Annotated in this window: 23 protein-coding genes; 11 read left to right on the plus strand and 12 right to left on the minus strand. The window is 59.9% G+C overall.

All coding sequences use genetic code 11. From position 1 onward, the window contains the following. Window positions 1-297: 297 nt before the first annotated feature. From PL640_RS14115 to PL640_RS14125, 3 genes are all read left to right on the plus strand, one after another. Entirely contained in the window at window positions 298-1,338 is a 1,041-nt protein-coding gene (locus tag PL640_RS14115; RefSeq protein WP_271362340.1) for a DUF2793 domain-containing protein, read from the plus strand. A 191-nt stretch (window positions 1,339-1,529) separates the two neighbouring features. Continuing rightward, window positions 1,530-1,805 carry a CtrA inhibitor SciP gene (gene sciP / locus PL640_RS14120; RefSeq protein WP_004430042.1) on the plus strand — a complete coding sequence of 92 codons (276 nt, stop codon included), beginning with the start codon at window positions 1,530-1,532 and terminating at the stop codon, window positions 1,803-1,805. Between the two features lie 222 nt (window positions 1,806-2,027). Further along, window positions 2,028-2,309: a GNAT family N-acetyltransferase gene (locus tag PL640_RS14125; RefSeq protein ID WP_271362341.1), complete on the plus strand. Its 282-nt coding sequence runs from the start codon at window positions 2,028-2,030 to the stop codon at window positions 2,307-2,309. Between the two features lie 121 nt (window positions 2,310-2,430). Here the strand turns inward: PL640_RS14125 and PL640_RS14130 are convergent, their stop codons facing one another. Both PL640_RS14130 and PL640_RS14135 read right to left on the minus strand, forming a co-directional pair. Continuing rightward, complete coding sequence (locus PL640_RS14130; protein ID WP_142840532.1) at window positions 2,431-2,634, minus strand: DUF1059 domain-containing protein; 204 nt, start codon at window positions 2,632-2,634, stop codon at window positions 2,431-2,433. A gap of 285 nt (window positions 2,635-2,919) precedes the next feature. After that, a complete protein-coding gene (locus PL640_RS14135) occupies window positions 2,920-3,270 on the minus strand; it encodes a flagellar export protein FliJ (RefSeq protein WP_003491821.1) in 351 nt (116 codons plus the stop codon). Between the two features lie 479 nt (window positions 3,271-3,749). Between PL640_RS14135 and ctrA the strand changes: the two genes are divergently transcribed. After that, window positions 3,750-4,454 (plus strand): response regulator transcription factor CtrA, encoded by a 705-nt coding sequence (gene ctrA, locus PL640_RS14140; RefSeq protein ID WP_003491823.1) that lies wholly within the window; start codon window positions 3,750-3,752, stop codon window positions 4,452-4,454. Between the two features lie 139 nt (window positions 4,455-4,593). After that, a complete protein-coding gene (locus tag PL640_RS14145; protein ID WP_271362342.1) occupies window positions 4,594-5,109 on the plus strand; it encodes a GNAT family N-acetyltransferase in 516 nt (171 codons plus the stop codon). A gap of 72 nt (window positions 5,110-5,181) precedes the next feature. Here PL640_RS14145 and PL640_RS14150 read toward each other — a convergent pair whose 3' ends face one another. The 3 genes from PL640_RS14150 to chpT form a co-directional block, all read right to left on the minus strand. Continuing rightward, on the minus strand, window positions 5,182-6,228 hold the full coding sequence (locus PL640_RS14150; protein ID WP_271362343.1) for an alpha/beta hydrolase family protein: 1,047 nt from the start codon (window positions 6,226-6,228) through the stop codon (window positions 5,182-5,184). Window positions 6,229-6,347: 119 nt separating this feature from the next. After that, the gene (locus PL640_RS14155; protein WP_269703497.1) at window positions 6,348-6,875 is read right to left on the minus strand and encodes a GNAT family N-acetyltransferase; all 528 of its coding nucleotides are present in this window, start codon (window positions 6,873-6,875) and stop codon (window positions 6,348-6,350) included. Between the two features lie 84 nt (window positions 6,876-6,959). Continuing rightward, a complete protein-coding gene (gene chpT / locus PL640_RS14160) occupies window positions 6,960-7,607 on the minus strand; it encodes a histidine phosphotransferase ChpT (RefSeq protein WP_142840536.1) in 648 nt (215 codons plus the stop codon). 251 nt (window positions 7,608-7,858) lie between these two features. Here chpT and PL640_RS14165 point away from each other — a divergent pair, with 251 nt between their 5' ends. Then, window positions 7,859-8,455, plus strand: a complete 597-nt coding sequence (locus tag PL640_RS14165; protein WP_052818233.1) for a DUF1134 domain-containing protein — start codon at window positions 7,859-7,861, stop codon at window positions 8,453-8,455. Window positions 8,456-8,743: 288 nt separating this feature from the next. Further along, window positions 8,744-9,967, plus strand: coding sequence for a hypothetical protein (locus PL640_RS14170; RefSeq protein WP_271362344.1), 1,224 nt, complete (start codon window positions 8,744-8,746; stop codon window positions 9,965-9,967). Window positions 9,968-10,227: 260 nt separating this feature from the next. Here PL640_RS14170 and PL640_RS14175 read toward each other — a convergent pair whose 3' ends face one another. Both PL640_RS14175 and PL640_RS14180 read right to left on the minus strand, forming a co-directional pair. Next, on the minus strand, window positions 10,228-11,088 hold the full coding sequence (locus PL640_RS14175) for a TrmH family RNA methyltransferase (protein ID WP_271362345.1): 861 nt from the start codon (window positions 11,086-11,088) through the stop codon (window positions 10,228-10,230). Beyond that, window positions 11,078-11,470 carry a hypothetical protein gene (locus PL640_RS14180; RefSeq protein WP_046801500.1) on the minus strand — a complete coding sequence of 131 codons (393 nt, stop codon included), beginning with the start codon at window positions 11,468-11,470 and terminating at the stop codon, window positions 11,078-11,080. Before PL640_RS14180 ends, PL640_RS14175 begins: the two co-directional genes overlap by 11 nt. A 38-nt stretch (window positions 11,471-11,508) precedes the next feature. Here PL640_RS14180 and PL640_RS14185 point away from each other — a divergent pair, with 38 nt between their 5' ends. The 3 genes from PL640_RS14185 to rpoH all read left to right on the plus strand — a co-directional run bounded on the left by PL640_RS14185 (window position 11,509) and on the right by rpoH (window position 14,715). Then, window positions 11,509-12,531, plus strand: a complete 1,023-nt coding sequence (locus PL640_RS14185) for an RluA family pseudouridine synthase (protein WP_271362346.1) — start codon at window positions 11,509-11,511, stop codon at window positions 12,529-12,531. 288 nt (window positions 12,532-12,819) lie between these two features. Further along, window positions 12,820-13,644, plus strand: coding sequence for a class I SAM-dependent methyltransferase (locus PL640_RS14190; protein WP_271362347.1), 825 nt, complete (start codon window positions 12,820-12,822; stop codon window positions 13,642-13,644). A gap of 168 nt (window positions 13,645-13,812) precedes the next feature. Next, a complete protein-coding gene (gene rpoH, locus PL640_RS14195; protein ID WP_142840541.1) occupies window positions 13,813-14,715 on the plus strand; it encodes an RNA polymerase sigma factor RpoH in 903 nt (300 codons plus the stop codon). Window positions 14,716-15,152: 437 nt separating this feature from the next. Here the strand turns inward: rpoH and PL640_RS14200 are convergent, their stop codons facing one another. Continuing rightward, window positions 15,153-17,423 (minus strand): hypothetical protein, encoded by a 2,271-nt coding sequence (locus PL640_RS14200; protein ID WP_271362348.1) that lies wholly within the window; start codon window positions 17,421-17,423, stop codon window positions 15,153-15,155. Window positions 17,424-17,493: 70 nt separating this feature from the next. Then, window positions 17,494-18,792, minus strand: a complete 1,299-nt coding sequence (locus PL640_RS14205) for an adenylosuccinate synthase (RefSeq protein ID WP_065114076.1) — start codon at window positions 18,790-18,792, stop codon at window positions 17,494-17,496. Window positions 18,793-19,032: 240 nt separating this feature from the next. On the opposite strand from PL640_RS14205, the gene PL640_RS14210 reads away from it, so the two are divergent. Further along, complete coding sequence (locus PL640_RS14210) at window positions 19,033-19,920, plus strand: DMT family transporter (protein WP_193559510.1); 888 nt, start codon at window positions 19,033-19,035, stop codon at window positions 19,918-19,920. A 51-nt stretch (window positions 19,921-19,971) separates the two neighbouring features. On the opposite strand, the gene PL640_RS14215 is transcribed toward PL640_RS14210, so the two are convergent. The 3 genes from PL640_RS14215 to PL640_RS14225 form a co-directional block, all read right to left on the minus strand. Then, window positions 19,972-20,505, minus strand: coding sequence for a transglutaminase-like cysteine peptidase (locus PL640_RS14215; RefSeq protein ID WP_271362349.1), 534 nt, complete (start codon window positions 20,503-20,505; stop codon window positions 19,972-19,974). 256 nt (window positions 20,506-20,761) lie between these two features. Next, window positions 20,762-21,781, minus strand: a complete 1,020-nt coding sequence (locus PL640_RS14220) for a hypothetical protein (protein ID WP_271362350.1) — start codon at window positions 21,779-21,781, stop codon at window positions 20,762-20,764. A 25-nt stretch (window positions 21,782-21,806) separates the two neighbouring features. Continuing rightward, the gene (locus PL640_RS14225) at window positions 21,807-23,585 is read right to left on the minus strand and encodes a peptidoglycan-binding protein (RefSeq protein WP_271362351.1); all 1,779 of its coding nucleotides are present in this window, start codon (window positions 23,583-23,585) and stop codon (window positions 21,807-21,809) included. Window positions 23,586-23,598 lie beyond the last annotated feature (13 nt).

A 23,598-nucleotide genomic window follows, 5' to 3' on the forward strand; every position in this document is an offset into this window, starting at 1 on the left:
CAGGTGTGTTCGCTTTGGCGTATGCGGCTTACCCCCCTCTGCCCTGCCGGGCATCTCCCCCACAAGGAGTGAGATCAGCAAGAAGCGCTACTACCGCGTCATTCTCAAATGTGGAGATGGCCGAAACATCGCCGCGGGTCGATCTCCCTCCTTGTGGGGGAGATGCCCGGCAGGGCAGAGGGGGGTAAATTCCACCCACCAACGCCAACAAAAAATAATCTCATCCCCGCGCATCCCCACCCCGCCCAACCGGATCAAACTCTCTCGCAAACGACACCCGAGCGCGAAAGAGACACCATGACGGACCAGACGGCGAGACTTCACCTTCCCTATATCCTGCCCTCACAGGCACAGAAGCACGTCACCCACAACGAAGCCCTGCAAAGGCTGGATGCGGTTGTGCAGCTCACCATCAAGGCCACGGTCCCCACACCGCCCGAAAATGCGGAGGAAGGAGACTGTTTCCTCCTCTCCGCGGATGCCATAGGCGACTGGGTCGGCAAAGGCGGAAGGCTCGCCTTCCGGCAGGATGGCGCGTGGCTCTCGATCACACCGCAGCCTGGCTGGACGGCCTGGTTTGCCAGTGAGGACAAATACCGCATCCTGCGCGACGGCGTCTGGCGCGACATGCCGTTGCCCGCCGCCGGCCGGATGGAAAGGCTGGGCATCGGCACGGAGGCCGACACGGCCAACCGTCTGGCACTCGCCTCCCCCGCCAGCCTCTTCACCCATACGCCGGAAGACGGCAGCCATCGGCTGACGGTCAACAAGGCGGGAAAGGCCGATACCGCCTCGCTGCTGTTCCAGTCCGGCTGGAGCGGCCGGGCGGAGATGGGGCTTGCCGGTCATGACGGGTTTTCAATCAAGACCAGTGCGGACGGAACCTCCTGGCACACGGCACTCCTGTGCAGCGGCGACGGCCGGGTCTCCATGCCCAATCGTCCGCTCGTCGTCGCCGGCCTGCCGGCGGGCACAACCAAGCCCGCCAGCGGCTCTGCGGCGGGCTTCTCCCTGCTGTTCATCGCCGAGGGCGGCTTTGTGCTTGGCGATGCGGTCAATGGCGGCGGGCGTGAACTCGTCGTTCCAGCAAAAGGCATCTATCTCGCGGTATTGGCGCTTGCCGTCGCGTCTTCCTCCGGCCACCGGGTAACGCTGTTTGTGAACGGTGCGGCGACCAGCTTCAGCATCGCCGGCAACGCCTCCGTCACCGGCACCCAGCAGTCAGCCACATCCATCCTTCCGCTCAATGCCGGCGACCGATTGCGGCTGCAGCATGAGGGAACGGCGGAATTTGCCCAGGGCAGCGGGAAAACGTGCCTTTCGCTTGCGGCGCTTTGATCGAAACAACCGGCGAGTGAGAAAAATTGCGATTTTTAGAAAAATTTTTTCCCGGCAAAATAAGGCGACTCGAACAAATCAGGCGAAACCGTTCAAATTCTTAATAAATTGTCACGACCTGCTTAGGCAATTTTTAAAGGTACGGGGCTAAAGTTCCCGTCATATGGTCTTGAGTTTGTATAGAGTGTCCAATGACCGAAATGATACGCCCACGAGTTAAATATGTCATCGGCCCCGATGGCAGCCCTCTGACGATCGCGGATCTTCCGCCTGCCAATACCCGACGCTGGGTTATTCGCAGAAAGGCGGAGGTGGTTGCAGCGGTACGCGGAGGACTGTTGAGCCTCGAGGAAGCCTGCGAGCGTTATACGCTCACCGTTGAAGAATTCCTGTCCTGGCAGTCCTCGATCTCCGATCATGGCCTTGCCGGCCTGCGCACCACGCGCATCCAGCAATATCGCCACTGATATTGCGCTGGCGCGGCAACGCGCCCAGACCGAATTATCAAAATGCTCCGTCGGACTTTCGACGGAGCATTTGGTTTGATTTCGGATTTCCCCGCACAGCATGCCAGTCCCACGGTAAAATGATTGTCGCCGGTTTGTGTCCGCTGCGTTCGCTTTCCCGCTGTTTCAATTCAGGCGCAAGCCGTTACAGTGGCCAAAATGAACAGCAAGGAGGCGCACATCATGGATATCAAGACAACCGAAACCGGATCGCACGGCGAATATTCGGCAACCATCGATGGCCACAAGGCCGAGATGACCTATTCGCGCACCTCCCCCACCCTTATCATCATCGATCATACCGGCGTGCCCGATGCCCTGCGCGGCCAAGGCGTCGGCCAGGCGCTCGCAGCCCACGCGATTGACGAGGCCCGCAAGGGCGGCTGGAAAATCATTCCGCTCTGCCCGTTTTTCAAAGCCCAGACGCTGCGCCATAAAGAATGGGCGGATGTTATCCAGGGGTAAGCCTGCAGAATAATCACGAGCGTCGCCGTGCATTTCTTCTCCCCGGCGGGGAGAAGAAACACGCGGCATACGCCCGGTCTCTCGCAGCCGTTCCAAATATCGCGTCATTCATAAATGCGCGTCACGCCACCTTCAGCGGCGGCGTTCCCGCATGCATGCTGTGGCGGACTTCCTCGCGGAATTCAGGCGTATCCTTGGCCCCATGCACCGCCACGGCATGGTGCACCGCTGCCTCCATCAACTCCTCCGGAGAATCGGCGGAGATGGCGATCGTGCATTTGCTGTCACTGGGGAATTCGCGGCAATCAATATATTGGCGGGCCATTTTTCCCTCCCTGCCATAGCCGTCCGCGCCCGCTTGAGGCGCGCACGCAAAGCCTCCGGCTCACGGTCGGAACCCCCTTAAATTACGCCTTTCCCCATACCCGGACAATAAAAATCCGGCGACGCCGTCCCGCGGAAAGACACGGGGTACCCCGTCAAAACAAAAGGCCGCCCTCAAAGGGCGGCCTTTTAAAAAAATGCATGTCATCCCGTCATTGAAAGCCGCCTCCTGATCCACCGGCAGCCGTCAATGAGGACGATCATTCGTCCGATTATACGCCTGATGTCAGGCGCGGGCGCGGATTGCTCCGTCGCGGTTTTCGAGTGCAGCGGCCTTTTCATATTCGGCCTGCACTTCTTCCAGCGAAGCTTCGGCGGCTTCCTGCTGGGCCTTCAGTTCCCGGATCGAGACCTGAAGATTATCCGCCCGCTGGCGCGCGGCCTTGGCAAAGGTCGGATAGGCAAAATGTGTCGGATCGGTAATGCCCGACTTGCTCTCTTCCAGCGAGATTTGATGCACCAGTTCCTTTGCCATCCGCTCGAATTCGGACATCATCTGCTGCAGCTGGTTAAGCTGCCGGCGTTTTTCATTGACCTGAAATTCCTTCAGGCGAACCAGGCTGTCACGCGACTTCATACGCAATACTCCATGGATAGCGAGACCCGGATCAAAAAGGCACTATGCCACTCTGATCGGCCCGTTTAACCCGCCCGTCACTCCGCAAAGGTTAACTCCTGTGCCGGAATGATTCTTAAAAGTTACCCGACGTTAATAAAAAACCACCGTCGTTAACCTTTCGTTTACGGGCATCGTTAATGATAAACACGATCATTTAAGGGTCGGTAAATGCCAGGTCCAAAAAATGGGCCAGACGATGTGAGAGTCGATTGAATCACTTAGCGGGAAATCCTCACGTTAAGCTTCAATTTTGGCGATGGTGGATTCACGTGCAAAAACAGAGAAATGCCTTCTTTGCTTAATAAATTCGATACACCTTGCCAAAGGCAATTAGAATTTGTTAACCATTTGGTGGCAGCCTGCAAATCAGGCAACGTCTGGATCCGCATCGCGCGAGGCAATGTTTTACCGGTTCGCGGGCGGCAAAGGGGATAATTATGCGGGTTCTACTGATTGAAGACGACAGCGCGACAGCGCAGAGCATTGAACTGATGCTCAAGTCGGAAAGCTTTAACGTCTACACGACCGACCTCGGCGAGGAAGGCGTGGACCTTGGCAAGCTCTACGATTACGACATTATTCTTCTCGACCTCAACCTGCCTGACATGTCGGGTTATGAAGTGTTGAGAACCTTGCGCCTTTCCAAGGTCAAGACGCCGATCCTCATCCTCTCCGGCATGGCCGGCATCGAGGACAAGGTGCGCGGCCTCGGCTTCGGCGCCGACGATTACATGACAAAGCCGTTCCACAAGGACGAGCTTGTTGCCCGCATTCACGCCATCGTCCGCCGTTCCAAGGGCCATGCGCAGTCGGTCATTTCCACCGGCGAGCTGATCGTCAATCTCGATGCCAAGACGGTTGAAGTGGGTGGCCAGCGCGTTCACCTGACCGGCAAGGAATATCAGATGCTCGAGCTGCTTTCGCTGCGCAAGGGCACGACGCTGACCAAGGAAATGTTCCTGAACCACCTTTATGGCGGCATGGACGAGCCGGAACTCAAGATCATCGACGTCTTCATCTGCAAGCTGCGCAAAAAGCTGGCAAATGCCGCAGGCGGCGCAAACTACATCGAAACCGTCTGGGGCCGCGGCTATGTTCTGCGCGAGCCTGACGGCGCCACGGAATTCCTCGAAACCGCCTGATCTCCTATAAGAACAGGACAGTTTTAAAAGACCCGCTGGCGACAGCGGGTTTTTTGTTGTGCGTCAAAGCCGAAACATGCCCGCTTCATTCAGACGCAACAGAAAGCGCATATTGGCACTCCCAAAAAGGACCAATGCCATGAACCACCCTATCCCGACCCTTAAAACCCAACGCCTGACATTGCGCCCGCAGACCATGGCGGATTTTCCCGCTTATCTGGCCTTCATGGCGTCACCACGCTCCCTCGGCGTCGGCGGCCCCTACGACCTGCCGTCGACATGGGGCGTTTTTTGTCACGATCTGGCCAACTGGCACTTCTTCGGCCACGGCGCGCTGATGATCGAGCTTGATGAAACGGGGGAATGCATCGGCCAGGTCGGCATCAATCACGGCCCGCTATTTCCCGAAAAGGAACTGGGCTGGCTGCTTTATGACGGGCACGAGGGCAAAGGTTATGCCGCCGAAGCCGCCATAAAGCTGCGCGGCTGGGCCTTCGAAACCCTGAGGTTGCCGACACTGGTGAGCTACGTATCGCCGCAAAACAGCAAATCCGCAGCCGTCGCCAAACGAATCGGTGGTTCTCCCGACCCATCCGCGCCGCGCAGCGACCCGGAAGATCTCGTTTTTCGATATTACCCGCTCAACGCCGCTTGAAGGATCGGGACGCTGCGCAGAGCCGAAAGGTTTCCGCGAGGCATCCCCCCAACTATCGGGCGGACAGTCCTCCTAATGCAGTTTCTCTTTGAGAAAGCCGCCGATTGTCTCCGCGATTTGTGCGTGGATTTCAGCCCGGCCCCTGCCGCCGCCATCCCGGCAGACGAAACCTTCGCCCGGCGACATCTCTTCGACGATTTTTTCGCCATTGGGTTTGCACAGCTGCATGAAGCTGAAGTGGCTGGCATCCGGTATCTCCCGATAGACCGTCGTGGTTTCTGGCAGATGCCGGGCGATATAATCGGAATCGGCCCTGATCGCGGCGATCTCAGGCGTTTCCACACCGGCAGCCAGAACCAGAACCGGCACGTCCACTCCCTCAAGCGTTTCCGGCAGAAACCCGGCGGCCGGGCCGAGATCGAGCGCAACGGCGGCGCGGATGCGGATATCCCGCAAATCCATCGAAAGGCGCGGATCGGCCTTGCCACCGCCGACGATGCCGACCTTGGCCAGCAGCCGCGGCGCCTTGCATTGCGGTGGCGCTTTCCCCGCATTGCAGTCCTTCAAGGCGAGGTCGGCGCTATAGCGGCCTCCCACCAGCTCCATCGCGGTCCAGCCGCCAAGCGAATGGCCGATGACGGCGATTCGCGTCCTGTCGATCTCGCCGGCCAGCCGATCATCATCAAGAACTGCCGTCAGCGTTCTGCCGATATCGCGCGGTCGCTCCCATAGAGGGATGACCTCGGCTGCATTTTCTTCAGTAAATGATTCGCCCTGATGATCCGGCGCGGCCACGACATAACCGTCCTGCGCAAGTTCTCCGGCAAGCCAGTTCAGATTGCGCCAGCTTCCGCCAAATCCGTGCGAGAGCAGAACGAGAGGGCGGGAACCGCGCGGAATGGAAGCGCCCGGTTGAACCTGAAGGCCGTAAAAGGCAGCGTTTTCACCCACCATCTCTGTTTTTTCCGATGGAATGGCCGGATACCATAATGAGACAGTGAGCGCTCTTGCACCGGCATCATCAGGCAATTTGATCTGCCTGAAACCGATAGTGCTTTCCGCCATCGCGGCGGGAGCAAGGGAGAAGATGACAATTGTCGCCAGAAGGAAATTGCGCATGAGATGCTCCAGGAGTTGATATGCACCAACCCCTTGGCTCAAACCGCCGCCGCCCGAGACCTCAAACGGGTTTCAGGACGGACTGAAACACGATCAAGGCAGCGCCTTCACGCGATCGTCTAAACCTCAGTCACACGTTCGAAAAGCCGGATCGGGGATTTGCGGAACGTCGTTTCGCGGAATGGCCGAAAGCCGAATCGGGCAGCGATGGCCAGTGAAGGGCTGTTCAGCGGATCGATCATGCAGACGGTCCGTTGCGAAATTCCACTGCCGTCGAACCAGCCGGTCACGGCTTCCACGGCCTCGGTCGCGACACCCTTGCCGTTCAGTGCGGCATCGATCTTCCACATTGCCTCGGGAACCGTGTCGAAATCAGCGCCATGTCCGCGGCGCATATGGGCAAAGCCCACTTCGCCGACGATGCGTCCCGTGGCGCGCTCTTCCACCACAAAGGGACCAAACCCATAAACGGACCAATGGCCGATGAAGCGCAAAAGGCGGGCAAAGGCGAGTTCCGCATCCAGCGGCGCAATCGAGGTAAGCCCCTCGATCGGTGGAACATCCGCCTGCCAGAAAGCGCGATAAAGCGCTTCATCCCCGATGGCCTGTGGCCGAAGGATGAGACGGGCTGTTGTCAGACGAACCATGAACGTGCTCCCCAAAACGAAAAAAGGCCGGCGCGTCGGCAGACGCAGTTCCGGCCTTTTCGCAAAATCACGTCCGCAAAGCGGTCACTCGGCGATCGTCTTTGCGGTAAAGACGATGCGGTCTTCATGCACCTTGTATTCCACCGCCATATTGGCCTCTTCCGCCAGAAGCAGCGTGTAATAGGGCTGCACGGAATGGGCGTCGACCGCCTCTTCCAGCCGTCCTTCGTAAATCTCCACGAACTTGGCGGGAACGCGCATCATCCGACCCTTGACGGTGATTTCGAACTTGGCGTCGCCGTCGGGGCTTTCTAGCAGCACATCCACATTGCCGCCGCGCGGGATTGCGCCATAAGCGACAAGGAAGAGGTTGAGCAGAAGTTTGACACGATTTTTCGGAACGATGGCGCGCGGACCATTCCAGCTGACTTCAGCCTTCTTTTCAGCCGCAGCGAAATCCTGCGCTGCCTTTTCGGCCTCGCCGGTATCGATGGAAGCACCGGCGGAACCGGAGGCGCCGAAAGCGAGCCGGGCGAACTTCAGCCGCACGGATGCGTTAAGGGCGGACGTGCGGATGAGATCGAGCGCATCGTCATCCGTGCCGCCCTCGTCCAGCAATTCGAGGCCGTTATTGATGGCACCGACAGGAGAAATCACATCATGGCACACGCGACTGCACAGAAGAGCCGCCAGATCGGGACCGGACAGCGTGATATTGAGTTTGCTCGTCATAAAATTCTCTCCTGCGCAAGGGATGCGCGGACGGTGTGGAAATTGTTAAGCCATAATGACACCATATTTGGTAAACCGATTGTTAATAGGATGGTTTCAAAATGCCAAATGCCTTAACAGGCCACATTGGAGCCCCGTGTATCCGTTAGGACGCACGACAGATGCTGTAGAACTTTGACTCTACGCATCGGCCCTTGCGAAAATCGATTCGGTTTTTCGGGCTGATGCGTTAACGAAACAGACGGACGGACATGACGATGCGCCTTACGAAAACCCGCACCATTGCACGCCTCGGACTGGGAAAGATTTTCGCGCTCCTTGCGAGCCTCTTGATGTGGGTCGCACCGGCCTTTGCCCAGACCAGCGATCAATATTCCATCCAGGAAGTCGTGGATGCAGGCCACGGATTCTTCGGTGAAACCACCGGCGGCCTTGCCAAGGTGGTGGAGCGCGCCTTCCAGCAATACGGACTTCCGAACGGTTACATTCTTGGCCAGGAAGGCTCCGGCGCCTTCGTTGCCGGCCTCACCTATGGCGAGGGCACGCTTTATACCAAGAATGCCGGCCAGCACCCGGTTTTCTGGCAGGGCCCGTCGCTCGGGCTGGATTATGGCGGTCAGGGCACCCGCGCAATGATGCTGGTCTATAATCTTCCCTCCGTCGATGCACTTTACCGCCGTTATGGCGGCGTCAGCGGTTCCGCCTTCATCGTCGCCGGCGTCGGCATGACCTATCTGAAGAGCAGCGACGTGACGCTCGCCCCAATCCGCACCGGCATCGGTGCTCGCCTCGGCATCAATGTCGGTTACCTGAAGCTCACCCAGCAGCCGACCTGGAACCCCTTTTGATAAGACGGGTTGATAGGACGAGACGGTGCGGCGGATTTCTTCTCCCCGCCGGGGAGAAGGTGGCCCGAAGGGTCGGATGAGGGGGCAACGTCGCCGAATCCCTCCACCCTCACCCCCTCATCCCGCTGCCGCGGACTTCTCCCCCCTCGGGGAGAAGAAACAAGTGGCGCCGACACCGCCTGTGCAATTGCCGGGAGACCCCTCCCCACGGTTGCAATAATAGCGTAACGTGCTTTCGCGCTCCTCTTTCCGAATGCGCGCGTATCTGAGTTTCGGAGACTGTCCCGCGTGATCGAATATGCCATTCTTTTCGGATTGGGTTTTCTCACCGCAACCCTGCTGGCCCTGTTGATTGCACCCGCGATCCACCGCCGCATTGTCGCCTATACGGAAAACCGCCTGCGCGCGACGATGCCCATCAGCCCGCAGGAAGTCCGCGCCCAGAAGGATATGGCGCGTGCGCTTTACGCCGCCGAAAATGCCAAGGTCCGCCAGGAACTGGATACCGAGCGGGAGAAAAACACCTCGCTGCGCCTCGCCAACGAGGCCGCTTCCAGCGATGCCTATCGGCTGGGCGAACAGAACCGCAGCTTTTCGCTGAAAATCGAGGAGCTGACACTGGAGATCGGCGAATTGCGCGCCGCCCTTGATACCAGCGAGGAACGCGCCGGTGCGATTGCCGCAAGCCTCACGCAACAGGAACAGGCCGCCAACGAGCGCGCCGCCCAGATGTCTGATCTCACCGCCCGTCTCACCAATCTGACGCGCGAACTGGATGATTCGAAAATCACCGCCGCCACCCGCGATCTGGAGGCCGAGCAGGCAAAACAGAGCGCCACGCGCTTCCGCAAGGAAGGCGAGACCGCCACCCGCGAATTGCAGGATGTGGCGGCCCGCAACAAGGAAGCCATGACGGCGGTTGCGCGCGAAAGCCGCAAGGTCACCCGACTGGAAGACCAGGTCGCTACCGTGATGGCGAAAAATGCCGATCTCGATACGATGCTGACGCTGCGCAATCAGGAAGTCGCCCGCCTCAAGGAACAGCTTGCGGCAACCGGCGGCCGCAGCAACGACATGATCATTCGCCTGCCGAACCCCGCCGTGCCGGCCGAGACACCGGCGAGCCAGCTGCAACCGGCAACCCCTGCCCCAGCCGCCGCGCCCGTCGTTACGGAGGCGGCGGCACAGGCGGTGGCCACAGAGGAGGCCGCAATCCCCCCCGTGGCTGAGCCGACGATACCCTCGCCGGAAGGTCTGGAGCAGGAAATAGAAGATATCCGCAATCAGGGCACGGCGCTCACCGAACGCCTGCTGAATGTGCGCGGCACCGGCAATGACGAACCGATCCGCCGCGAAATCGCAAGGATCGCCGCTAGGATGATTGCGCTGACGGCGGCGCAGGAGGGTGAGAAATCGCCTATTCCGGGGTTGCTGGTCAAGGCTTCCGCTGCGTCTGCGCGGGAGAGCCTTGCGACGCGGGCGGGGGCGTTGATGGGGAAGCGGGAAGGGTAAAGCTGGTGAGTGCGGGATAGTCCGCCTCAGTGGGTGCGGCTACCCCCCTCTGTCCTGCCGGACATCTCCCCCACAAGGAGGGAGATCGATATGCGGCAAGGTCTCGACCATCTCAACGTTTGTGAATTCGGCTATCTCGATGCTTAAGAATGAAGCGGCGGTAGTGCGTCTTGCCGATCTCCCTCCTTGTGGGGGAGATGTCCGGCAGGACAGAGGGGGGTGAAGCGGCATACACCGAAGGGGCAGCTTCACCATATACCTCACACCCGCCCCATAACCCCCGCCATCTGATAAAGCGCCAGCCCCGAAGCCGTGCCCGCATTCAAGCTATCCAGCTGCGGCGACTGTGCAATCCGCGCGGTATGAAACCGCGACAGCACCGATTGCGGCAACCCCTCGCCCTCCGTGCCGATCACCAGCGCCATGCGCCCGGAGCGGGGAATGTCGCGGATTTCGGTCTCGCCGTTTGGCGAAAGGCTCCAGATCGCAAAACCGGCCTCGGACAGCCGCTCCAGCATCGCCACCGCGCCGCCGCCGCGATGATAGGGCACCGACAGCACCGAACCGACGGAGACCCTGAGCGCCTTGCGATAAAGCGGATCGCAGCACGTCTCGTCCAGCAGCACCGCATCGGCATAAAACGCCGCCGCGTTGCGGAACATCGCGCCGAGATTATCGTGATTGGAAATGCCACAGCCCACCAGCACCAGCGAGACGGCGGGAAGTGCGGCCGTCATGTCCTCCAGCCCATCACGCTCCACCCGGCGGCCGAGCGCCAGAATGCCGCGATGCAGGTGGAAACCGACGATACCGTCAAGCACCGGCGCTTCGGCCACATAGACGGGAACATCATCAGGGAAATCGGCAAGAATATCAGCAACGCCGGCAAGCCGGTTTTTGAGGATGAGAATGCTCTCCGCCGCAAAGGCGCCACCCGCTTTGTGGGCGGCGGCCAGCATGCGCAGCACCACCGTGCCTTCGGCGATGAAGCGCCCCTGACGTCCGGTCAGGTCGCGCTCGCGAATATCGCGAAAGGCGGCGATGCGTGGATCGGCCGGATCTTCGACCGGGATCAGCACCCGCCCATCCAGCAGCCCACCCTCGTTGCCCTCACTGGGCATCAACAGTCACATCGGCCAGAAAACGACCGGCCGCGACGTTGAAGACCAGCGCCTTGCGGGTGCCATTGGCAAGCCGGCCATAAAACAGCATGTCGCCGCCGGAATAGCTGACATTGTCGATCACAAAGCCCTGCGGCAGGCTGGCGGTGACGGCCAGCGGGCCGTTACCGGTGGGAACGGCAAGATTTGGCGCAGCACTCTGCGTCTGAACGGTTTTCGACGGCCCCATCGCCTTGTAGACAACCGCACCGAAGACGGCCATAAGGCTGATAAACATCACGGAGCCCGACACGATCTGCAAACGGATCATCTTGCGGCGAACTTTTTCCACGGCCGGATCAAGCGGCTTGTCTTCCTGTTCGTCTGGCTCGATCTGCGTCATCGGGTTCCCTGAAATGCTGATGGATCGGAAAAATAACAATGAACGACCCCTTTAAACAAGGCGGAGACGCAAGGAAAGTCCTGATTGCCGGGGAAGATGCCGAAGGTCGCCTCGATGTGTGGCTGGTGGGCGAAGTTGGCGGCGATCTGTCACGCAGCCGCCTGAAGGCGCTGATCGAACAGGGCGCGGTTCTTCTCAACGGAAAGCCCGTGACCGAGCCGAAAAAGAAGGTGCATCCGGGCGATCGCATCGAAATCGTCATGCCGGAGCCGGAAGACCCCGTGCCGCAGGGCGAGGATATTCCGCTCGACGTGGAATATGAGGACGAAGACCTTATCGTGCTCGTCAAGCCCGCCGGTCTCGTCGTGCATCCGGGCGCCGGAAACTGGACGGGGACGCTGGTCAACGCACTCATTCACCATTGCGGCGACAGCCTTTCCGGCATTGGTGGCGTCAAGCGCCCCGGCATCGTGCACCGGCTGGACAAGGAAACCTCCGGCGTCATGGTCGTGGCGAAAAACGATAATGCCCACCGTCATCTTGCCGCGCAATTTGCCGATCACGGCCGCACCGGGCCGCTGGAGCGGGCCTATAAGGCCGTCGTCTGGGGCCGCCCGCGCACCCTGCGCGGCACCATCGACGCTGCCCTTGGCCGCGGCGCCGACCGCACCAAACGTACCGTCAAACGTGAAGATACCGATGACGCCCGCGAAGCGATCACCCATTACGAGGTAATGGAACGCTTCCACGAACGGCCTGATGCCTCCTGCCTCGCCTCCATGGTGGAGTGCCGTCTGGAAACCGGGCGCACCCACCAGATCCGCGTGCACATGGCCCATATCGGTCATCCGCTGATCGGCGACCCCGAATATGGCGCGTCCTTCCGCACCAAGGCGAACCTTTTGGAAGAACCGGCCAGAAGCACCGTCAACCGCTTTCCGCGGCAGGCGCTGCATGCCTATCTGCTGACCTTCGAACACCCCCGCACCGGCGAGGTGATGGAGTTCGAAACCGACATGCCTGACGATATGCAAGAGCTGCTTGAAGCCCTGCGCAGCTGAAAACTGGTATGGCGCGGTCAAAAAAACCGCGCCATATATCTCGCCGGAAGTCCCGGATAATAAAAAAAGATTAGCGGATAGCGATATTCCGCAGTCGGTCCTTTTTGTAGACCGCCCCAATTTCGCTTCAATCGTCGCACCTCCTCGGCCCCCGCAAAGCTTGCAATCGTCCCCGGTAAACATCGTGGCCGCACGCCGGGCTTGCCGAATAACCGACGCCGCAGGCAACGCCGTCCGTTCGATGCGAAAGCCTCAACGGAACCGGCATGATGACGGGATCTATCGCGCATGAATATCGAAGACCGCCGGTTCATATTTCAGGATCTACGCAGCATAGAAGGTTATATCGACCCACCCGATGCGCTTGTCTTCAAGGCTTTGCTGCAGGCGCAGACGCGGGATGATCTCAAGGGCGGCATGGCGGAAATCGGTGTCTATTACGGCCGTTCCTATTTCCTGCTGCGCAAATTCGCCCAGACACAGGAAAAGGTGCTGGGCGTCGATCTGTTCGATCTTGATCCGCCCGAAGATGGCAGCCTCGATCAATATGAGCGGCTGATGGAAAATGGCCGCCGGCTGGGTTTTGCCATGGACGAGGACTTGATCATCAGGGGCGACAGCACCCGGCTGGCACCCACCGAGATCACCTCACGCATCGGCCCGGCGCGCTTCTTCAGCATCGATGGCGGCCACCACCTGCATCACGTGCTGGCGGACGCGAAACTGGCGATGGAGGTGATCGCCCCGCACGGCATCATCGTTTTCGACGATACCTTCAACCCGGCCTGGCCGGAAGTAACGGTGGGTGTCGCCGATTTTCTGCGCACCCATGGCCATAGCCTCGTCTGCTTCGGCATGACCAAATATAAAACCTATGTCTGCCGCCGGGAATTTCACGCGATTTATGCGGGCGCAATTGCCGCCGACCCCGATCTGCAGGCGCTTGGCCATGTGGAGACGCAGTTCCTCGGCTCCAAAGTCATGCGCCTGCACAATCCCATGCGGCGGCGGGTAATGTATGAGCTGATGGTACGCTCCGGCCTTGGCGGTTTTTCGGAACGAATCTACCGTTCGAAAGTTAAACAGGTCAGAGACAGTCCCGCCGGAACATAACGCATGTGTGAACACAGCGTTCGCTTGAAACACGGCGGGCGCATACATATCTGTCACATGGGTTCGTGCGGGGTCGGTAACGACCCGCAGCTTACGGCATGCCTCGGGCGGGTGATTTTGCCACGCCAGAGAGGGTGCCGTTCCAGACCATAGATAAGGGGGTGCTTTATGGCCCGCAATAGTTTGCCTACGATTACGGCCGGTGAAGCCGGTCTCAATAGATATCTCGACGACATCCGTAAATTTCCGATGCTGGAGCCGCAGGAAGAGTACATGCTTGGCAAGCGTTATGCCGAGCATGGCGACCGCGACGCCGCCCATAAGCTCGTCACCAGCCATCTGCGTCTCGTTGCCAAGATTGCCATGGGTTATCGCGGCTACGGCCTGCCGATCGGCGAAGTCGTGTCCGAAGGCAATGTCGGCCTGATGCAGGCGGTGAAGAAGTTCGATCCGGAACGCGGTTTCCGTCTGGCCACATATGCCATGTGGTGGATCAAGGCTTCGATCCAGGAATATATCCTGCGTTCGTGGTCGCTGGTGAAGATGGGCACGACCGCCAACCAGAAGCGCCTGTTCTTCAACCTGCGCCGGCTGAAGGGCCGTATCCAGGCGATTGACGATGGCGATCTGAAGCCGGAACACGTCAAGGAAATCGCCACCAAGCTGCAGGTGTCGGAAGAAGAAGTCATCTCGATGAACCGCCGCCTGCATGGCGACGCATCGCTGAATGCGCCGATCAAGGCCTCCGAAGGCGAGTCCGGCCAATGGCAGGACTGGCTGGTGGATGACCATGAAAGCCAGGAAGCCGTGCTGATCGAGCAGGACGAACTGGAAACCCGCCGCCGCATGCTGGCCAAGGCCATGGGCGTGCTGAACGATCGTGAGCGCCGCATCTTCGAGGCCCGCCGGCTTGCCGAAGACCCGGTAACGCTGGAGGAACTCTCCTCCGAGTTCGACATCAGCCGCGAACGCGTCCGCCAGATCGAGGTGCGCGCTTTCGAGAAGGTACAAGAAGCGGTGCAGAAGGAAGCGCTGGAAGCTGCGCGCGCATTGCGCGTGGTGGATGCTTAAAGCATATCCAGCAAAAGTGCGGAGCGGTTTTGCGTCCGTGCCATGGATCATCCTCGGCCCTCGGCCGGGGATTTTTTGTTGGTAATGACGACTGAAAATGGCCTGCCATCAGAGACCGGCGATTGCGCTGGAGAAAAACCGGCAGGAAAAATATCCATGCTTCGGGAGATGCCGCTTACCCCCCTCTGCCCTGCCGGGCATCTCCCCCACAAGGAGGGAGATCGGCAAGACGCGCTACCGCCGCTTCTTCCTCGACCGTTGAGTTGGTCGAGACCTCGCGGCATATCGATCTCCCCCCTTGTGGGGGAGATGCCCGGCAGGGCAGAGGGGGGTGAGCCACACCCACCAGCACCAACTAACCCACCCATCACCCGACAAACGCAAAGACCGCCGTAGCCATATAACGAAAAGGGCGACCCGAGCCGCCCTTTCAATCCTTATTGACCGCCGGCCGCAGGTGCCGCCGCCGCCCATTCGCTGAGCGCCTTGTCGAAGGCGGCGATGCCGTCATTGCCCTTTTGCAGGGTCAGCAGCGCGCGGCGACCGTTGCGATAGGAGACCGGAATATCGATCCAGTTGCGGCTTTTCAGCAGCTCCAGATTGGTCTTCATCGCATCCGGAAAGTCGTTGAGCGCGATCATGTGGAAATCGTCGGTGATCTTGGCCGGAACCGCGATCAGGGCATTGCCGCGATCCTGCTCGGTGCTCTTCATCGCGATACGCTGGACGCTGTCAATCGCTCCGCCTTCAAAGCCTGGCGAAACCGAGAAGACGATTTCGATCAGGTGGCTGGCCGGCAGCGACGGATCGGTGTTGCGCTTGAAGGTAATAAGCGCACTCAAGCCACGGCCGGGAACCGTAATCTGGCCCTGAACGGTCGGAGACGGCTTGCCTTCCGCGTCATTTTCCTGCTGCAGCGACCAGGAAACGCTGCCCTGAATGGCTGTCGGAACCGTCTGGCCCAGCACTTCCTCGTAAAGGAACATGCGATCGCCGGTGGCGGCAGCAGCAGGCTGCTGTGCCGGCGGCGTGCCAGCGGGGGTTCCCGCAGGCGCGCCCGCAGGATTGGCAGGAGCCTCACCCGCAGGCGGCGGCGCAACGTTCTGTTCGTAAACCGACTGGCCTTCTGCCGTAACCGGCTGGCCGTTTGCACCCGGCGCCGGTCCCTCGTCACGCTCGGTCCCGTCAGCCAGAAGCCGCTGGGTGAACTTCGTGCCGGTCACGGAACCATCGTCGCCATGCGTCGGCGTCTGGTGGTTTGCCGGCTGCTGCCCGGCGGCGGGCGGCTGCTGGGTTGCGGGCGGCGTCGATGTCTGCGCCTCACCTGTCGGAGTAGTGGCCGGAGGCGTCTGGGTCTGGCCACCATTCTGTGCCGATTGCACCAGCCCGCCGACCATGTCGTTCAGGGCATCGCGGTTCATCCACAGCGCATAACCGCCACCTGCCAGAAGCCCGGCACCAACAAGGGCAAGCACCAGCGACGCATAGTTGCGGCGCGGCTTCTTCTTGACCATGTAAGCGGGCGTCGCGGCACCTGCGCCCACGGCGGGCGTATCGTCCGCAGTTGCCCGGCTGGAAGACGACGCGCCGTCGTAACCGATCAGCTCGTCCAGATCGTCCCAGGGGGTGCGTTCCTTGTTGTCCTTGGCCGGTGCCTGATCACCGAAGGGATCATTGTCGGCGCGCGGCAGAGCCGGCGCGTCCTTGGCCGGAATGGCAATCTCGGTGTCCTGGAAGTAGGACGAGAAATCTTCAACAACGGCAGACTTTTTCGGGGTCGTATCGTCCGTCGGGCGCGGTTCGGAAAATTCATCCTGCTGGCCGAAGACCGGATCGTGATCAACCGCCGCATGGCCGAAGCGGTCATCCTCATCGCGCTTTTCCGGCTCGAAATTCACCGCCGGGTCCTGATAATGCTGCGCGGCATAACCGGCGACCAGCGGGCGCTCGTCCGTCTCGGCACGCACGTCGGCATAGTCGTCAGCGGGGCGCACATCGTCGGCCTGCGCCTCTTCCAGCTTGCGCCAGTCGTCCTCATCCACAGGCTTTGCCCAATGGGCGGGAACGGACGTGTCTTCTTCGCGCGGCGCGGTCTCGAATTCACGGTCGTGCTCGTCAGCCGAACGATAGGCCGGCTCTTCCTCCGCACGGGTGAAATAGGTTCCGTGCGTGTCATCGGCAACGGCGGGCGTTACCGGAGCGGGCGCTTCATAGAGCTCTTCCGGCTCGCGCTCTTCTTCGCGCTGTTCCTCATAAACCTGCTCATCCTGCTCGGCGGCGGCGGAAACCGGCGTCTCGTGGCGCGGCTCTTCCTCGACGGCGGGTTCTTCATAAGCCGGCTCAGGCTGTGCTACCTCGGTCGAGGCGGGTTCTTCCGCCTCGACAGGCTCGGCGGCATGGGCCGCGCGATCCTCGTCGATATCGTGCTGATGGTAAGGTGCTACGGCCTCTTCGGCAGTGGAAGAGAATGCATCATCCTCCTCCAGCGCCGGAAGCGCCTCGGCATATTCACTGTCCACCTCGGCAATGGCGGCGTCCAGCTTGGCGATCTGCCGGCGCAACAATTCTTCCGGCGGACGTGGCTTCATATTCTCGAGTTGGCGCACAACCGCACTGCGCGCCTTGTCGTAAACCTTCGCCCGGTTTTCGGGAGTATTGTTCGCCAAGCCATCCACGGCCTTGCGAATGACTGCTACAAAATCCGCCATAAGCACTTTCTCGTCGTGACCGGCGACGTACCGGCCCGATATGGTTTATGAATCTAGATCGCCGAGGACATTAATCCTCAAACGGATCAGTCACAAGTATGGTGTCGTCACGCTCCGGACTTGTCGACAGAAGTGCGACAGGCGCCCCGATCAATTCCTCGACCTGACGGACATATTTGATTGCCTGAGCAGGCAAATCCGCCCATTTTCGGGCACCGACGGTAGATTCCTTCCAGCCTTCCAGCGTGATGTAGATCGGCTCGACACGCGCTTGCGCGCCCTGGCTGGCCGGAAGATGGTCGATTTCCTGCCCGTCAAGCTTGTAGCCGACGCAGATTTTCAGCTCGTCGAGACCATCAAGCACGTCAAGCTTGGTGAGTGCGATGCCGGTAATGCCGTTGGTGGCGACCGACTGGCGCACCAGTGCGGCGTCAAACCAGCCGCAGCGGCGCTTGCGGCCGGTGACGGTGCCGAATTCATGACCCTTTTCGCCCAGGAACTGGCCGATCTCGTCATTCAGCTCGGTCGGGAACGGACCTTCGCCAACGCGGGTGGTGTAAGCCTTGGTGATGCCGAGAATGTAACCCAGCGAACCCGGACCCATGCCAGAACCGGCAGCGGCCTGGCCGGCAACCGTGTTGGAAGAGGTCACGTAAGGGTAGGTGCCGTGGTCGATATCGAGCAGCGAGCCCTGAGCGCCCTCAAACAGGATGCGCGCACCGGCGCGACGCTTCTTGTCGAGCAGCAGCCAGACGGTTTCGCTGAACGGCAGGATGCGCTCGGCAATCGAGCCCAGCTCCTCCATGATCGTCTCATGCGAGACTTCGGCCGCGCCGAAACCACGGCGAAGGGCATTATGATGCGTGAGGATACGGTCGACCTTGGCGGAAAGCGCCTCCATGTCGGCCAGATCCATGACGCGGATGGCGCGGCGGCCAACCTTGTCTTCGTAAGCCGGGCCGATGCCGCGACGGGTGGTGCCTATCTTGGTGCCGCTGTTGGAGGCGGCGTCTTCGCGCATGCCGTCCAGCTCGCGGTGCAGCGAAAGAATAAGCGTGGCATTGTCGGCGATACGCAGGTTTTCCGGCGTAACCTTGACGCCCTGCGCTTCCAGACGGCCGATTTCGGCGATCAGCGCATGCGGATCGACCACGACGCCATTACCGATGACGGCAAGCTTGCCGGGACGCACGACGCCGGACGGCAGAAGCGAAAGCTTGTAGCTGATGCCATCGATGACAAGCGTATGGCCGGCATTATGGCCGCCCTGATACCGCACGACGACATCTGCCCGCTCGGACAGCCAGTCGACAATCTTGCCTTTGCCTTCGTCGCCCCATTGCGAGCCGACCACCACAACATTCGTCATTTCTTGCTTTCCTGCTCATGGCGCTTGCGCGCCCGATAACCCGATGGGAAACCCAAACCCGCGAATGTATACTGTGTTGTTTTACGGAAAGCGACCCTGTTTCTTATGGAGAATTTTGCTTTTTCCGTGACAAGGCGTGGATTTCCCGCATTATCTCGCCCCGTGGGGGCCAGGCGCGGGCGCAAGACCGCCATTCACCCTCAGCCGTTTTCCCGCCCCGTGAAGAAGCGAAACATCAGCGTGCCCTCCAAAGCCTATATCGCCCTCATCATCGCCACGCTCTGCTGGGGCGGCAACACCGTTGCCGGCAAGCTGGCCGTCGGCCACATCAGCCCCATGGCCTTCACCTCCCTGCGCTGGGTCTTCGCCGTCGCCATCATCTTCGCCATTTCCGTGCCGCAGCTGATCAAGGACTGGCCGGTGGTGAAAAAGCGCCTGCCCTATTTCTTCGTGCTCGGCAGCGTCGGTTATACCGCCTTCAACGTGTTTCTCTACACGGCCCTGCAGCATACCTCTGCCATCAATGCCGCCGTCATTCAGGCCGGCATTCCCATGGTCATCTTCGTCCTGAACTTCATCCTGTTCCGCACCCGCGTGCTGTTCGGCCAGATCGTCGGCTTCTGTCTCACCATATCAGGCGTGGCGCTGCTAGCCTCGCATGGCGACCCGGTCTCGCTGCTGCAGCTGGAAATGAATGTCGGCGACGCCGTCATGCTGCTCGCCGTGCTGGTCTATGCCATCTACACCGTCATCCTGCGCTGGAAACCGGCCGTCGACTGGCGCACGCTGATGGCCATCCCCGCCTTCTTCGCCCTCATCACCTCGGTGCCGCTGGTCTTCTGGGAAATGTCGCGCGACAGTGTCATCTGGCCGGATCAGAAGGGCTGGGTGCTGGTGGTCTATGCCGCCATTTTTGCGTCGCTCATCGCGCAGATCCTGTACATCAAGGGCGTGGAGCAGATCGGCGCCAACCGCGCCGGCCTCTTCATCAACCTCGTGCCCGTCTTCGGAACATTGCTGTCTGTTGTCGTCCTCAGCGAAACCCTGCACACCTACCAGATCATGGCACTCGTCATGGCGCTGGCCGGCATTGCCGTCGCAGAACGAAAAAAATCGCCGGCTTCCTGAACCAATGGGGTCAGGAAAACCGGCGCAGTCTGGCAGGCATGAAAGATGGGCTTAAAGCGCGGTTTCGCGCTCGGCCGGAGAAAAGACGGCATTGCCGAGGACGATATCGCCCTTGTCGGTGGTGACGATCAGCACTTTTTCGAGCGATCCATCATTGTTCAGCGAGAAGGCAAGGCGCAGGGCGCTCGAAGACCAGCCGGCACCGGCCAGCGCCGTGCGCTTGATGGCGGCGCAATCACCGCAATCGCCAAGGCTTGACGAAGGGGTCGCCGGGACATCGGTTGCGAAGCCGGAAAAATAATCATCGAGCGCGCCCATGGTGGCGTTCACATCGCGGTTGATGCGCAACAGTTCCTCACGACGCTCGCCGTTGAGCGGCGCGGCAATCGTCGAAACACATTGGCCGGCGGAAAGAACACAGCCATCAAAACCGCCCGGCACCGAGATACCGATCTCGGTCACTGCGCTCTTTTCGACAGCGGCAAAACCACGGGCAAACCCGGCAGCACCTGCCGCATCGGCATGGGTGGACATGGAAGCAACGACAATTCCGCAGATGGCAGCAGCAATAATCTTCTTCAACATTTCATACCCCGTTTGGCGATCCGCCGGCTTGTGCCGGTCTCGATTTCTGTTTCCAGGAGCGCCTGTCTTCGCAGGATGTCCGCTCCTTGTCCGTGATCCCAAAATGGCACATCATTGTTTTCAGCGGCTTTAAGCCGATTGCTACAATTTTATCAGTTTTCATTTTTGCACGGCGACAGCGGTTTTTTCCGTTTGATCGTCCTTGAACGCGGAAAAAAGCGACGGGGCAAAAACCTGCCGCCTGCGATAGTCTGCCTCAGGTCTCCGCAACCCTTTGCGGGGGCGCACCTGAGCCTCGAATATTCATAACCTTGTTTAATATGTCGAACCAGAAGGGTGCGCCCAGCGACAGGGCCAGTGCCGTTATCAGCCATCCGACAAGCTTCGAAGCCATATCCAGCGAAGACGATGCGCGTGCTTCAGTCGCGCCCGCCGCTATATCTTGTCGCGATGCGGTCACGGCATCCTGCCCCCAGCCGATTGGCAATGGCCGCAATCCGTCCACCTGTTTGGAAATAAGTCGCATCTGGCAACTGATTTGTTCACCCGCTTCGTCTCCTCCGCCAGACGAATTGGAAGGTACGGCGCAGGCGTTCTGCAAAAGCCCCGAAGCACGCTCGCTCACCTGCCGGACGATCTCGTGGCCGCTATCGTTCCACACCGCTTTACCGACGGCGATGCTGTCGGCGTTCAGCCCCACGGCAACGACAAGACCGACCCCCAGGGAAATCAGGCGCAACTGCCGTTTATAATCACCACCCAGCCGGTCCATCGCCGTATCAAACCACACGGCGATATGATCACGCACCCTGGCGATATCCTGCTCACCCGTCGCGAGCGCCGCAGCCAGCACATCCTTGATGCCGGCGGGAAGGACGATACCGTCATCGACCTTTTCAACGAGGGCCTTCAATTCGGCCACGCCAGGAATTGGCGTCTTCGGATCAAGACTTGTCAGCAGCGCCATCGCGAAATTGCGGCTGTCGAGATAGGACGAATGGTTGCCCGGCGCGGGAACGCCAGACGGCTCGGCGCGACTGGCGTGCGACGAGGCCATCGTTCCGCGGATCAGACCATTTTGATAAAATCGCCCAATCAGCTCTCCACCCTCGGGCTGATCAAGCAGCTTTCTTACCGCTGCGCTCAAAGATTTAGCCCGGAGTTTCAACAGCGTCGCTACGATCTCGTTAAGCGTCGTGCAGATCAGGCTGAGCGAAAGATACATGAATGCAAGGCTGATAGAGACGTCCGCGACGCCGCCAAACGATATGCCCATGGCTGAAAAACCTGAAAAGGAAAGATCAAATAAGCCTTATGAAATCACGCGAAGGATAACTTCTGTTGTTCTGCCGGGCCTCATCGCCATCCACCCCACCTTCCCCGCCTGTATTACCTTCGATAGTGTCGAAACTGGTGGCCCCGACGGACAGGACGAAACCGACATGGGTCCAGTCCTTTGCATCTTTACGGATGACGAAAAGATAACCCGGGCGCAGTCTGGATGCACGAAGGAGCGGCGTGCCTACCTCGCTTTCGGCAATGAAGCGTCCACTCGCCTTCGCATCGGCAACAAGCGCGTCGACACCGACCTGGCGCTTCAGCGGCACTTTGATACCCATGTCCCGCGCGGCCTGTTCGAAGATGAGCGAGGCAAAACCCGCACACCAGAGCTGATCCGCCCCTTCCGCCCCGCGCATATACGCACGCACCCATGGACCGCAATTGTTGCCGCCAGCCTCCTTTGGCCGCTCGGCAATATGCTGTCGTGCAACCTTCAGCACGGTCTCCTCAAAAGACGCGCCGGGAACCATCTTCGCCACCGCGCGGTGAAGCGGAGCGGTCAAGACCACCCATAACTCCTCGTCCAGCACCTTAGCACCGGTCCGGCCCTGCGCCTTTGCGAAACGGTCCAGCATCGTCTCGGTAGAGGCGCCGAAATCACCGTCGATACTGGTGTAATAACCGTTCAGATGCAGCCATTCCTGCAGCCGTTTAACACCCGACGAGGACGAGCCAACCTTCAGCGCGCCAGGAAAGGCAAGTTCCTGCTCGATGGATTTGAACGCGGCTCCCGGCAAATCGTGAGACAGAAGAGATAAATTCTCCGTCGCCGCCAGGGGATTAGCCTTGAGCACATTTGTAGCGCCGAGCGACACAGCTCCCATCTCGATCAGCGTCTTCAATATGATGGCGGCACCGACCTGCTTGGAAGGCACCTCGGGATCGAAATAACGGTCGCGTGTGTATTTGCCTTTTTCGTAATGGTAACAACCGCTCCACAAGTAGGGCGTGGGAATTTTCCGCCGCTGATATTCGTTTTTGACACCATTATAGCGGTGCCACCGGTTCAAGACGTTGGGCAGGGACCAGTCGGTAATCTTGTCCAGCTCTTCATAGGTCATCGCATATCGTGCTGCCGTCTCCCAGTCATAGGGAGGCGACCCGAAAGGTGGCTGGTTTGCAGGCACCCGCACAGTGCGCCCGCTCAAGGGGTCGCCGTTCAGCAGATGACGATCGAATTTGAAGCTACATTCCATGCAATGGACAATCGCCACGAACCACCAGGGCACCGTGGTGCCTGAAACGACAGCGGCATAACGCTTCTGACTTTCCACCACTTTACGCGCTGCAAACTCCGCATCGTCGCGCCAATCAGCGCGGATTTCCATCGTATCCCAAAGCGTCTGATAGTCCTCGGACCAGCCCGCCGGCTTGCCAGCCGCGACCTTAGCCGGCTCGGCAGACGGTTGTTTCGCTGCTGCGGCATCCAGCTGGGCATCTGAAAACTCTGCCTTTTCCGGCGGCTCGAAGGGATCGTTGGTGGATGAGGGAAAGGGCCATTTCTCCGCAGCCGCAGCATGCTCGCGAATTTTCGCCTCAATCACCTGAAGCGCCACAACCGCCTCATTAAACTCATCGCGCGCCAATAGCGCCTTGGCCAGCTTCAATTCCTCACGCCGGGCCTTGGCAGCTTCCAGGGCAGCTGCATCGCCTTTCGCTTGCGCGATGTCCCGGGCAAGGGTCGCCTCATACAGCAGGTCCTCGATACGTTCCCGTATTGCCATACGCTCTTGCGTCATTCTCTTGCCCTCT

The sequence above is a fragment of the Agrobacterium sp. ST15.16.024 genome (assembly GCF_027956545.1).
GTDB lineage: Bacteria > Pseudomonadota > Alphaproteobacteria > Rhizobiales > Rhizobiaceae > Agrobacterium > Agrobacterium cucumeris.